The 12,103-nt window shown below is 34.3% G+C and carries 14 protein-coding genes; all 14 read right to left on the bottom strand.

Annotated elements, in window-relative coordinates; translation table 11 throughout:
* Positions 1-551: 551 nt before the first annotated feature.
* Positions 552-1,982, bottom strand: a complete 1,431-nt coding sequence (locus tag ACFX5E_RS07205) for an OprD family outer membrane porin (RefSeq protein WP_379854516.1) — start codon at positions 1,980-1,982, stop codon at positions 552-554.
* 138 nt (positions 1,983-2,120) lie between these two features.
* A complete protein-coding gene (locus ACFX5E_RS07200) occupies positions 2,121-3,368 on the bottom strand; it encodes a bifunctional metallophosphatase/5'-nucleotidase (RefSeq protein WP_379854515.1) in 1,248 nt (415 codons plus the stop codon).
* 24 nt (positions 3,369-3,392) lie between these two features.
* Positions 3,393-3,815, bottom strand: a complete 423-nt coding sequence (locus ACFX5E_RS07195) for a metallophosphoesterase (protein WP_379854514.1) — start codon at positions 3,813-3,815, stop codon at positions 3,393-3,395.
* A gap of 101 nt (positions 3,816-3,916) precedes the next feature.
* Positions 3,917-4,342, bottom strand: coding sequence for a DsrE family protein (locus tag ACFX5E_RS07190; RefSeq protein WP_379854513.1), 426 nt, complete (start codon positions 4,340-4,342; stop codon positions 3,917-3,919).
* 6 nt (positions 4,343-4,348) lie between these two features.
* On the bottom strand, positions 4,349-5,446 hold the full coding sequence (locus ACFX5E_RS07185) for a c-type cytochrome (protein WP_379854512.1): 1,098 nt from the start codon (positions 5,444-5,446) through the stop codon (positions 4,349-4,351).
* 6 nt (positions 5,447-5,452) lie between these two features.
* Positions 5,453-5,950, bottom strand: coding sequence for a DUF6691 family protein (locus ACFX5E_RS07180; RefSeq protein WP_379854511.1), 498 nt, complete (start codon positions 5,948-5,950; stop codon positions 5,453-5,455).
* 11 nt (positions 5,951-5,961) lie between these two features.
* Entirely contained in the window at positions 5,962-6,525 is a 564-nt protein-coding gene (locus tag ACFX5E_RS07175) for a YeeE/YedE family protein (RefSeq protein ID WP_379854522.1), read from the bottom strand.
* 102 nt (positions 6,526-6,627) lie between these two features.
* Entirely contained in the window at positions 6,628-7,197 is a 570-nt protein-coding gene (locus tag ACFX5E_RS07170; protein WP_379854510.1) for a redoxin domain-containing protein, read from the bottom strand.
* A 63-nt stretch (positions 7,198-7,260) separates the two neighbouring features.
* On the bottom strand, positions 7,261-7,581 hold the full coding sequence (locus ACFX5E_RS07165; RefSeq protein WP_379854509.1) for a rhodanese-like domain-containing protein: 321 nt from the start codon (positions 7,579-7,581) through the stop codon (positions 7,261-7,263).
* A 10-nt stretch (positions 7,582-7,591) separates the two neighbouring features.
* A complete protein-coding gene (locus tag ACFX5E_RS07160; protein ID WP_379854508.1) occupies positions 7,592-8,821 on the bottom strand; it encodes an MFS transporter in 1,230 nt (409 codons plus the stop codon).
* Between the two features lie 47 nt (positions 8,822-8,868).
* Positions 8,869-9,177, bottom strand: coding sequence for a DUF202 domain-containing protein (locus ACFX5E_RS07155; RefSeq protein WP_379854507.1), 309 nt, complete (start codon positions 9,175-9,177; stop codon positions 8,869-8,871).
* A gap of 178 nt (positions 9,178-9,355) precedes the next feature.
* Positions 9,356-9,625: a rhodanese-like domain-containing protein gene (locus tag ACFX5E_RS07150; protein ID WP_379854506.1), complete on the bottom strand. Its 270-nt coding sequence runs from the start codon at positions 9,623-9,625 to the stop codon at positions 9,356-9,358.
* A gap of 59 nt (positions 9,626-9,684) precedes the next feature.
* A complete protein-coding gene (locus tag ACFX5E_RS07145; RefSeq protein WP_379854505.1) occupies positions 9,685-11,085 on the bottom strand; it encodes an MBL fold metallo-hydrolase in 1,401 nt (466 codons plus the stop codon).
* 155 nt (positions 11,086-11,240) lie between these two features.
* Complete coding sequence (locus ACFX5E_RS07140; RefSeq protein WP_379854504.1) at positions 11,241-12,038, bottom strand: sulfite exporter TauE/SafE family protein; 798 nt, start codon at positions 12,036-12,038, stop codon at positions 11,241-11,243.
* Between the last annotated feature and the right edge of the window lie 65 nt (positions 12,039-12,103).

Raw genomic sequence — 12,103 nt, 5'->3', positions numbered from 1 at the left:
AACTTTGGTCAGGAGCAAATAAAGAACATTTATTCCATTCGAGAGAGAGGACTTTAAAGTCCTTTCTTTTGAAAAAATATCTTTATCTTTTCCCTAAAGTTGCATTAATTAGTTGAAAGTAGTATATAAAACAATGGCTGACGATAAAAAAACAATATATGTTGTAACGAATTAATTATAAGGGAATTAAAAATTTATCGGTGATGTTTTTTTAATTATTATAGATCAGTTTTTTTCTACTTCATCGCTTCAATTTCTAACTCAAAACTTTTTTGCGCCGACATTTTTATCGTTATATTTTCTCTACTTTGAGGTATAAATACAGTAAATTGAAGTCAAAACTTCCGATTTCTGTTCTACATAATTGTAGGCTTTCGATTTTAAAAGAATAAAGACTTCCGCCGCCATTCCCTGCAATATTTTTTTTTTAATGACATTCAATACGGCCAACTCCACCTGTAGCGGGAACGAAATATGCTTGCATCTATCACGATAGAATTCCAGAGGGGATTACTTTGAAAGGACGGTTAAATCTAAAATAGTCTATACCCTCAAAAATTAAAATTAAGTATAAAATTGATATTGCTCATGTTGGTTTTATTAAAAATATAATTTTTGTTAACATAGGTTTCACCAACATTAAATTTGTGCACATACAATAATTGGGCATCAAACCCTTTTAGCAGTCCTTGAAATTCATAGCGAACATCAACATTAGTCTGCACATAGGAAGGCAATCCATATTTATTTAATGCAACGTTTTTTACATCCGGCAAATCAAAATAGCCCACCGCAAGATGTGATTTGAATATCTTTTTAGGATTTGTATATTGTATTTTAGTCATTACCGCATTTACATCGCCAAAACCTTCATTACGTTCCCTTGGCATAAACGTATAAAAAGGATCTCGTCCCCATTCTCGGGGCATTAAATACCTTCCTTTAGCAGTTATTCGGTTGTAGTTTAAAGTTAATTCCAGCATTTTATTTTGCCAGCCTAATCTTCCTCCAAAAGTTTGAGAATTACAATTTTTTTGAAAATAAGTTTTTCTTTGATCTTCATTTCCACCAAAATTCAACACGTTTTGGTATATCGTCTGAAATCCAAAAAGCAGTTTTGAGTTTGAATTTAAATCGTATTTATAGTCCATTTGGAACAATGCCGAATTAAATAAATTTTCCGCAAATTGATTCCAAAAAAGCATTTTTAGATTCTTTATAGATGCATTTTGCACACCGACAATATAAATCCCGTTACTGTCTAAATTCCCTGCATAATCTGATTTTGTTCCATCAGAATTCACGCCAGTTGGATAAATCCCTATTGATTTTCCAACTTTGAAGTATTTCAGCGTGCTTCGTGGTGAGATTCCATACAGGTAGCCCAAATTGATTTTAGTTTTTTTTATTTCATTAAAATCCACCCAAATTCCGTTTACTTCGGTAGGACGCATTCGGCCATCTTGAAGGTTTATAAATGAAGTATTCAGGAGTTGTTTTCCAAGGGTTATATTCGAATTTTTATAATTGTATTTTAAATATAATTCTTCTAATCGGCTTAAATTGTCTTTGTTTGACGGGTTTTGAATATCAAAAAGTGCTACCTCATATCGATTGGACGAATTGGTAATGGGATCTTTTTGAGTAAAATCAGAAGAGCCAATATTGAAAATATAATAGCCGCTGACGCCAAATTGGAAATTATGAAATTTAGCGGTTTCAAATTTTACGCCTCCGCCAAGGGCATCCGCATAATAATCAGATAAGCCACTTTCATTATTGGTACCCATGAAAAAATAGCGAAAATGACCAGTGAAATTTCCGTTTTTGAAAGCATTTAAAATCGAGGTAGAATCAATTTTTTCATTGTTTTTTTCTTTCCAGACGGTTGGTTTATCTGAAATTTCCTGATGTTGCGCTCTTATATTTATAGCAAAAAGGAGGGAGGTAAGTATATAAATTATAGTGGCAAACTTTTTCATTTTTGAACGTTTAGATTTGGTACAAAAATAATCCCAACAATAGAAATAGGAAGTAACTTTTATCACATTTGCCTTAAAAAAACAAAGTCAAATGCTTTATACATTCGACTTTATGATTTTTTAATTTACGATTGAAAACTATCTAAACGTATAATCAACGCCAGTAACTTGGGTTAAAAGTGTTTCAGGAGCATCCAGAATTATTGCGTTTTTTTGCGGTGTAGGCGTAACGGGAGAATTATGTTTTAAATATTCTCTCATTACCGTATGCAAGGTTGAATATGTGTTTTTGGCATCCATAACGCCTTTCATTCTGCAAAGCATATCTACAGGATCGCCGTCACGTTCACATGCCATGATGGTATATAGTTTTTCAGGATCTATTGGTGTGTTTTTTATGGTGATACTTTGCACTCTTTTATCCATTTCTGCAAAAGCATTGAAGAGTACCTCCATTCCCTTGAATTTTACGACCCAACCTCCAAAACGTTTGGAAGCATCTTGTGCAAAAACATTATTCAATTCTTTTTCCAGCCAGTTTTTTAATTGCTTTCCGGTCACTTTTGCGGTTCTTACGGTACTGTCTACAGGAAGCATATCAAAAATAAATCCGTTTGTAATGGGAATGTTTCCGGTTTGATCCGGAGTTGTTTTGGGAGGACAGAAACGGAATCCGTTAGAAAGATTAATATCTATTTCAGGAAATTTCCAGTGTAACGCATTTAAAATCATTGTATCAATTGGATTTTCTACCACAAAATAACGGTACAAAGGAATCGTACTGTATCCAAGAACCTGATTGATTTTTTCTTGATAAACGGCTTCTTTCTCTTTTAATAATTTTTCGATTCTGGCATCTGGTTTTATTTTTGGAGAATCGACTTCTATTAATTCATAGCTGTCCTCAATCACTTTTCCGTTGAGAATAGTCAAATCTAATTTTCCAATAAACGAACCAAATGCTCCCGGTTCCACCACTTTTGAGTATTTACAAACAATTGGCTTACGCACTCTTTCGTGTGTGTCGCCACCCAAAATATAATTCACACCTTCACATTCGGGTCGGTTTGCCAATGCGATTTGCTGCGATAAACCTAAATGAGCAATTATAATTACATAACTGCATTGTTCCTGGTTTCTTAGCACATCTACATAATGAGCCAGATTTTCTTCGGGATTGGTATATAAAATTCCCTTGCTGTAATTTGGACTTTGTCGCAACGGCACCAAAGGATCGGTGTACCCTAAAAAACCAATTTTTGCTCCAGCAATATTCCAAATCGTATACGGCTGAAAAATAAGTTCACCTCGTTTTCCTTCGCCTAAATCGTGGTACATATTGGTGCAAATTTTTGGAGCATCGAGAGAACCTAACAACGTTTGCATTTTTCTTTTTCCGTAGATTACTTCCTAGTTTCCAGGTAAGTACAAATCATAATCCAAAGCGTTTAAAATGGGAACAAAAGCTTCACCGGTAGTTTCTACGCTTAATTCGCTGCCTTGAAACATATCACCGGTATCAATGATATAGGTATTTGGGTTTTTCTTTTTTAATTGTTTCAGTAAGGTTGCCATATAGGCATAACCACCCGTTTTTCTAAAAACAGCTTTCCCATTTTCCCAGAATAACTCATCGTGCGGATGAATCTGACAATGCACATCGGTGGTTTGAAGAATAGAAATTGTTTGCCGTTTAGAACCATCTATTGTTGTATCCAAGTTTATTTCTTCAGCCTGATTTGTATTTGCAATAGCGGAAATAGGCGAAATAATCGCAGCACCCAGGCCTATTGTCCCCACTGATTTCAGAAAATCTCTTCGGTTATTGCTCATTGTTTTTAGGTTTGTTGGTTTAGTTTTCAGCATTTTTGCAGAAAAACCTACAGCCAAATTAATGGTGTAGAATTGTGCAAAATATAATTTACAATTTTAATTTAGAATCCGCCCTTGATATAACTCCAACCTTGTTCTTGTTTTTCAACAATTTCAGCAATTCCGGCGGGCACATATTCTACTTCAGGAATCAGTTGCTCTTTAGTTATTTTTCGATTTTTCATTGTGTTTTCGCATACTACAAAATGAACTCCTTTTGTATGAAGTGCTCTAATTGCTGCGATATGCTTTGATTTTGTGGGCATAACAAATTCTAATCCCATATTGTAAATCACCACTTCATATTTTGCTTTAGGCCAATGGTCTGTTAAATTTTTTAGTTGATTTGCAAATGCTTTTTGTTGTAAAGTATCATTGGCATTGGTAAACTGAAATACTATTTTGTGCTTACTCGGTCTTTTTTGAGCAAACGCACTAACGGTGAATAATCCAATTAGAATGAGAGTTATTAGGTTTAAATTTTTCATTTGCTTTTATGTTTTAGATTTCAATTTTTCTTCAGCTTCCTCCATTTTCTTTTTTTCCTTATTTATAGGTTTAAATGGACCATATTTGTGTTGTATTTCGCTATATTTATCGGAATATGGACCAAATGGATGATCTACTGGTTTCTTCGCAATTTTTGGCCAATCCTGACTTAAATCTTTCGATCTTCTGTTCAGACTTTCTACATAGGCCGCAATATCCCAAGACTCTTCATCTGATAATTGTGGATTTTCATATGTGGCACCCAATGGCATATTGTATTTTATATACCCTGCAAAACGACTGATTCTAAATAATCCCGCACCACTATTATACGAATTTTTACCCCAAAGTGGCGGATACGTATATTCCTTTTTATCTTCTGCCAAAATTCCCTGACCATTCACTTGATGACAACTGGCACATTTGGCGTCATATAATGCCTTTCCTTTTACAGGATCAGCGGCACGGTCTAAATATTCTAATTCATAGATTCCGGAGGCATTTGCTTCTTTTCCTTTAGGAACATTACTGCCAATATATTCGATGTAAGCAATCATGGCCTTCATTTCTCGTTCATTTTCTTTGAGTGGCTGGCCGTTCAAACTTCTTTCCATACAATCGTTAACTCTTTTATAAAGATCTTCTACTTGTCCGCTTCGTGCTCTCATTTTTGGATACATAGAATATACAGAACCGTAATTATTTCCCCAAGGTTTTGTACCGGCATCTAAGTGGCAATTATTGCAATTCATAACATTGCTAATTTGTTTCACACTACCATTTGGCCCCAAATATTTAGCCGTATGTGCAATTAAATCTTTCCCGTATGCGACTTCTTGTTTTAAAGTTGAATCTATAATCAGATTGATATCAGCTGGTTTCCAGAATTTTGCCATTTCATTTTGTAAAACCACTTTTTTCTGTGCTTCAATATAAAGGGAATCGAGATCCGTATCACTATTTTTAAACCAAGAGGTGATTGATGAATTAAAAAACAAAACCAAGAACAATGATATTACTAATAAAATAGCAGTTGTAAACAGATAAATTAATCTTTTTACAAGAAATTTAAATTGGACTATATTATGTTTTTCTGGAATCATAATTTTTTAATGAGGCAGTTTATCTCTAAAATATCCATATACCCAAGTTCCCACAATGGCAAAAAATAGGGTGACAATCATCACTGTGGCGCCCGTTCCAATTTGTGCAAACAATGGCCCAGGACATGCTCCTGTTATTGCCCAACCCAATCCAAAGATGAGTCCGCCGTAAATTTGACCTTTGTTGAATGTTTTGTCATGGAACTCAATTTTTTCTCCATAAATGGTCTTAATATTGAATTTTTTTATCAGAAAAACGGATATTATCCCAACCACAACGGCACTTCCTATCACACCATACATGTGAAAAGATTGAAAACGAAACATTTCCTGAATGCGATACCAGCTGATAATTTCGGCTTTGATGAAAACAATACCAAACAATATACCTATCACTAAGTATTTTAAATTATGGTACCATTTGTGTTCTAATTGGCTTTCGTTGATACAAACTGTATCTAAGGAACGCGTTTCGAAATCTGTATTTTGATCTTTAATTTGCATATCGAATTATTTTAAAGTGAAAGGATAAAGGGTAAAATAAGATTTGCCATAATCAATCCCCCAACGAAAAAACAACAAGTTGCTATAAGCGATGGCAGTTGTAAATTAGACAAACCAGAAATGGCGTGACCACTTGTGCAACCTCCCGCATAACGAGAACCGAAACCAATAAAAAAGCCACCAACTACCATCATGAAAAATCCTTTGAGTGTAAATAAACTTTCCCACGAGAATAATTGTTCCGGTAACATTCCATAGATTTCTGTCACTCCGTACGTGGCCAATTCCGTTTTAAGGTTTCCGTCAATGATGATTGGATTAGGATTAGATAAGAAACTAAAGGCAATGACACCGCCCAATAAAATACCGAACACGAAAAACATATTCCAAATTTCTTTTTTCCAATCGTATTTGAAAAATTTAATATTCGCCGGCAAGCACATGGCGCAAGTATGACGTAATGAGGCACTAATACCAAATGATTTGTTTCCAGTGATTAATAAGGCCGGAACTGTAAGTCCAACTAATGGGCCTGCAATATACCAAGGCCAAGGTTCTTTGATTAATTCTAAAATTTCCATATTTATTTTTTTATTGATACAAAGGTTATATTTATAAATGAGTAGTTATGTTACTTTTGTCACACAAGAAAAAAAAAGTAAAAAATGAAATTGATTTTATTTTTTTATTAACTCGTCTAACTTTTCTCGGAACGAATCACTATTCCAATTGGCAGTTCCAATTTTGGCTACAATCACATTTCCTTCTTGATCAATAAGATAGGTTGCCGGAATCGTTGAAGATTCCATTTCTAAAGGAGGATTTGTAACCGATTGATAAACGGGAAGCGTTAAATTTTCTTTAATCATCAAAGCATTTGCCTTTTCAAAGGAATCCGTTGTCACAAATAAAAAGACCATTTTATCCTGATAGTCAGCATATAACTTCTGCATACTTGGCATTTCAGCAATACAAGGCGGACACCAGGTGGCCCAGAAATTAATGAATACTATTTTTCCTTTGTATGCTTCCAATGACACAATCTTTCCGGTGGCGTCTTTTAATTGCCATTGGAAACTGGAAAGCATTTTTTGATCTGTTGCGGCTATAGTTTTAGGTGAAAAGGCAATTAATCGATTCAGTTGTACTTTTACAAAAGTGCCCAACGGACTGAACAGAAGCAGTGCTATCAACACTAAAAAAATAATATTTTGTAGAGTAGATTTTTTTGGTGTTTTCCAGTTCATTTTTTATTTTTTTGAATCATTACTTTCTGAAAAGAAAGAATCTCTTTGTTTTAGCTTTATACTTTATTGTAAATTCAACCATTCATTTGTTCCACCGCAAAGCCAGTTTGCATTGTATCCCATTTCTTTTAAAAGTTTAGCTCCATCCATCGATCTTCCTCCACCTTTTCCACAAGCTATAATAATTTTACAATCTTTTTTGATTTGATGTATTTGGTTTTCAATTTCTGCCAAAGTAATATTTATGGCTTCCGGAATATGATTATTTTCGAATTCTTCTTTGGAACGGACATCAATAATCTGTATTTTTTCATTTTGCTGAAGCGATTGTTTTACTGCTGCAACTTGAATGCATTCATTTGAGGAGCTATCTATTTCTTTCATGTCGTTTGAATCAGTTATTTGTCTTTTGTAAATGGTCTTTTGGCATTCGAACTTTGATTATTACTGATGATGCAATGGTGATAACACCTATCAGTACAATGGCATAATTGACTCCAAATAAATCGGCCGTTATTCCTGAAATAATAGCGCCTATCGCATATCCCAGATCTCTCCAAAGTCTAAAAGTACCAATACTTTCCGCCCTTTGATGCGGATTAGTAGCCTGCGCTATAGCAGACAAAAAAGTAGGATAAACTAAGGCCGTTCCCAAACCCAAAAATGCTGAAATGATGGCTAATTGATAGAATGCTGCAGCAAAAGGAATAAAAAGTATCGCTATTCCTTGAAGTAACATTCCCCAAAACAGCATCTTTTTTTTCGAATATATATCCGACATTTTACCGGTTATTAATTGTCCAAAACCCCAAACAGTGGGATAAATGGCAGTAATAATACCAATTTTTTCAGAATCGTAATTCAAAGAAATTAAGACGATAGGCAAAAGTCCCCAAATCATTCCATCATTTAGATTATTGACTAATCCTGCTTGTGTTATGGAGCTTAACGTTTTGTTTTTGAATGTAGTTTCCAGAAAAATATTTTCTAATTTTTCAGTTTTATCGGTCGTGTTTTCTTGGTTTACAAATATTCTGGTATCTTTCACAAAAAACAAAGTCAATAAGAAACCAATTATTGAAATTCCGATTCCTAAGTAAAAAGGGTAGGGTGTAATTCCATATTTTTGGGCGATATAGCCTGACAGAAAAGCGACTAAACCAACTGCAAAATAACCGGCAAATTCGTTGAGCCCCATTGCCAGTCCGCGGTCTTTTTCTCCAACCAAATCAATTTTCATCACCACAGTGCTGCTCCAGGTCAGTCCTTGACTAACGCCCAAAAGAATATTGGCAAAAATCACCCAGTTCCAAGAGGCAGCGTGTATCAAAATGAAAGGGATCGGCAACGCTAAAAACCATCCAAATAAAAGCAAATTTTTTCTACCGAATCGGTTTGCCAACTTGCCCGTAAAATAATTGGTAATGGCTTTTGTAATTCCAAAGGCAATTATAAAAGATAGAATAGCCGTTTTTGAAGCAATGCCAAATTCAATCTCAGCAAACTTTGGAATAATGGTTCTTTCCATCCCTATCATTCCGCCAACAAAGGCATTGACGATGACCAAAAGGGTAAATTGTTTCCAATTTTCTTTCAATCCAAGTTTGGTTGTATTTGTTTTCAATTGATGTGTTTTATTGATTTTAAATCTCCGTTTTTCAGGGAATACTATTATAATTTGTAATATTCTAACTGGTAGTCACCTATGTGTTTTTTATTTTCTGATATGGATTTTTTGTGTTTGAGATAGTTGAGGGTTCCAAGAACAAAAATTATAAATGAAGCGATAAAAAGTGCGATTTCAATGAGTAAACTATTTTCGACTTTTAATAAATTTCGCAAGCTCAAACCCGCAATCAAAAAATACATTGACGTTCTTAAAAAGGCAAGAAATGTAGATTGATTAGCCAATACAGTCCGCTGTAATGCTAATTTCTCCCTTAAAATTAAGTCTTTGTTCATTGCTTTTTTCCCTTCCATATCATTTGATGAATTAATTTCAAAAGAAATTTATTTTTATTTGCACAACCGAAAGGTACAAATTCAGTTTGATTTTTTATTCTATGATTAAATTCCGATTTCTAAATAAATAATTATGCAGTTTAAAACAAATATATTTCTTGCCTTAAACTGCACATTATTCTAATAGTACCGCTGTTTATTTATTAATCGCTTCGTTGACATCTTGCCAAGTAACGCCATTTGTCACGTTTTTGAAACCATTTTGTTCCAAAATCATTTTGGCTTGACCACTACGGTTACCGCTTCGGCAAAAAACAATGATATGCTCTTTTCCTTTGAATTTTTCCAATTGACTCGCTACTTGATCCAAAGGAATATTGGAAGATCCTTTTACATGACCTTCAACAAATTCTGACGGTGTGCGAACATCTACAAGGAACGCACCTTCTTTTATTATTTTTTCCATTTGTGTTGTGTCTTTTTTTGAAAACATATTTTTAAAAATTTCGAACATAATTGCTTTTTTTAGTATTCAATAGGATTGTTTTGGCTCACCCACTCATTCATTCCCGGAGAATAATTGAGAATATTTTTATAACCATTTCTTGCTAATAATGAATAGGCAATTGCTGCCCTGTCACCACCTTGGCAATGAATTAACACTTTTTTATCCTTGCGTATTTTATCCAAATTGTTTACTAAAGTACCTACAAATACATTGTCAGCTCCTTTGATGTGACCAGCATTGTATTCAGCAACACCACGAAGGTCAACTACTTGAACGTCTTTTTCTTGTTGCAAGGTTTTAAATTCTTCTAATGAAATCTGATTCACTTTCTCTAAAGAGCCGCCATTTTCTTCCCATATTTTTGTAGAAGGAATGTAACCATGAATGTTGTCTAATCCGATTCGCATTAGTTTTCTGGTCAAATCATCCAATTGTGATTCATCGGCAAGCAACATAAAAGGTTCTTCATAGGTAAGAAACCATCCTGCCCAAGTAGCAAAAGAATTATTCCCTTGAATGTTAATACTTGCCGGAATAAATCCTTTAGAAAATTCCGTTTTATCTCTGGCATCAATCAATTTTATTCCTTTGGATAAAGCTTCAGATAATTCGTTATAATCCAGCTGTTTCAATTTTGGAACTGCTGTAAGAAGCGGACGGTCTACTTTATTTAGTTTTTTCATCATCGCAAAATACTTAGGTGGTTCCGGTTGGTCTTCCAATAAATATTTTACAAATCCAGCTTCATCATTTTTATGCTGAAAAGCCCAGTTTCTTATTTTTTCATATCCTACAGTAGTACTTGGTACTGCTCCTAATGCTTTTCCACAAGCAGAACCTGCTCCATGGCCCGGCCATACTTGAATATAATCAGGTAATGCATCAAATTTATTAATCGATTGATACATTTGTTTGGCACCAATTTCCTGAGTTCCTTTCATTCCTGCTGCTTTTTCAAGCAAATCAGGTCTTCCTATATCACCAACAAATACAAAGTCACCGGTGAACAACATTACCGGTTCATCGCTGGCAGGAGTATCGGTCAACAGAAAACTGATACTTTCCGGTGTGTGTCCGGGAGTATGAACTACTTCTATTTTTAAGTTTCCTACTTTTAAAACAGCACCATCTTTTACGTCAACATGAGGAAATTCGTATTCCCAACCCGGTCCGCCTTCAGCTGAAAGGTACATTTCTGCTCCAGTCAAAGCGGCTAGTTCTCTTGATCCGGATAGGAAATCAGCATGGATGTGCGTTTCTAAAATATGAGTAATTTTCATATTGTTCTGTTTCGCAATTTCGAGATAGGTATCTACATCCCTTTTAGGATCGATTACCGCAGCTACTCCTGCTTTTTGACAGCCAATAAAATAACTTGCCTGAGCAAGACTCTTGTCGTAAATGTGTTGAAAATACATATTGTTTATTTTTTTAAGTTTCTAATTATTTAAGCAAAATTAGTTCATGAATTTGTTATAATTGGTGACTAATGTTACATAGGGTTTTATAATATAAAAAAAACCTGTAATTTTATTAATTATTTGTTATTTAGTGTTTTATGTCGCACATTATTTTATTTTAGAAAAAGCTCTTTGGTTATAATATAAATTCCCATTACTAAAACAAACCAACCAAATGCCGGTTTGAGTTTATTGCCATCAACCTTTTTAGATAATGCTGCGCCAATGAAAATTCCAACAATAGCAAATGCTGAAATTGTAAATAGAAATTGCCAATCAATAGCCGTTTCTCCACCTTCCCCGAAGAAACCAATCAAAGATTTTGCTGCAATGATGACTAAGGAAGTTCCAACAGCCTCTTTCATAGGTAGTTTGCTTAAAATAACTAAGGCAGGGATGATTAAAAAACCTCCGCCAGCGCCTACTAAACCAGTGATCACTCCAACAAGCGCCCCTTCAATAAGTATAAGTGGATAATTGAAATTTTGTTCTTGTGTTTCTGCTGGAATATTTTTTTTATCTTTTTTAATCATGCTATAGGAGGCAATAATCATTATTACAGCGAAGAGCAGCATTAAAAAAAGGTCTTTAGTCAGCGTAAAATTTCCTAAGGAAAATAGCTCTTTAGGAATTGCTGGGACTATTAAAGCCCTTGTGGTAAAAACGGCAATAATTGATGGAATACCAAAAACAATGGCAGTTTTGATATTTACTAAACCTTTTTTGAAATAGCCTACAGTACCAACGGCACTTGTTAAACCAACAATAAATAATGAATACGATGTGGCTACCACTGGCTCAACTGTAAATAAATAAACTAAAACAGGTACGGTGAGAATACTACCTCCACCACCAATTAGTCCCAATGCTATGCCAATAAGTATTGACGAAAAATAACCGATATATTCCATAATTGTAAATTTTATGATGCAAATATTGTCCGTTTAAATTTTATGGACAGTAACATTTATCACAC

This window comes from Flavobacterium xylosi, assembly GCF_042787345.1.
GTDB classification, from domain to species: Bacteria; Bacteroidota; Bacteroidia; order Flavobacteriales; family Flavobacteriaceae; genus Flavobacterium; species Flavobacterium xylosi.
The sequence above is the reverse complement of the archived record's forward strand: the minus strand, read 5'-3'. Positions and strand labels throughout refer to the sequence as shown.

Excerpts from the sequence above, each read along its gene's own strand:
- ACFX5E_RS07185 (WP_379854512.1), bottom strand. The coding sequence starts at position 5,446 with ATGATTCCAGAAAAACATAATATAGTCCAATTTAAATTTCTTGTAAAA.
- ACFX5E_RS07190 (WP_379854513.1), bottom strand. The coding sequence starts at position 4,342 with ATGAAAAATTTAAACCTAATAACTCTCATTCTAATTGGATTATTCACC.
- ACFX5E_RS07150 (WP_379854506.1), bottom strand. The coding sequence starts at position 9,625 with ATGGAAAAAATAATAAAAGAAGGTGCGTTCCTTGTAGATGTTCGCACA.
- ACFX5E_RS07180 (WP_379854511.1), bottom strand. The coding sequence starts at position 5,950 with ATGCAAATTAAAGATCAAAATACAGATTTCGAAACGCGTTCCTTAGAT.
- ACFX5E_RS07200 (WP_379854515.1), bottom strand. The coding sequence starts at position 3,368 with ATGCAAACGTTGTTAGGTTCTCTCGATGCTCCAAAAATTTGCACCAAT.
- ACFX5E_RS07155 (WP_379854507.1), bottom strand. The coding sequence starts at position 9,177 with ATGGAAGGGAAAAAAGCAATGAACAAAGACTTAATTTTAAGGGAGAAA.
- ACFX5E_RS07195 (WP_379854514.1), bottom strand. The coding sequence starts at position 3,815 with ATGAGCAATAACCGAAGAGATTTTCTGAAATCAGTGGGGACAATAGGC.
- ACFX5E_RS07140 (WP_379854504.1), bottom strand. The coding sequence starts at position 12,038 with ATGGAATATATCGGTTATTTTTCGTCAATACTTATTGGCATAGCATTG.
- ACFX5E_RS07165 (WP_379854509.1), bottom strand. The coding sequence starts at position 7,581 with ATGAAAGAAATAGATAGCTCCTCAAATGAATGCATTCAAGTTGCAGCA.
- ACFX5E_RS07205 (WP_379854516.1), bottom strand. The coding sequence starts at position 1,982 with ATGAAAAAGTTTGCCACTATAATTTATATACTTACCTCCCTCCTTTTT.
- ACFX5E_RS07145 (WP_379854505.1), bottom strand. The coding sequence starts at position 11,085 with ATGTATTTTCAACACATTTACGACAAGAGTCTTGCTCAGGCAAGTTAT.
- ACFX5E_RS07170 (WP_379854510.1), bottom strand. The coding sequence starts at position 7,197 with ATGAACTGGAAAACACCAAAAAAATCTACTCTACAAAATATTATTTTT.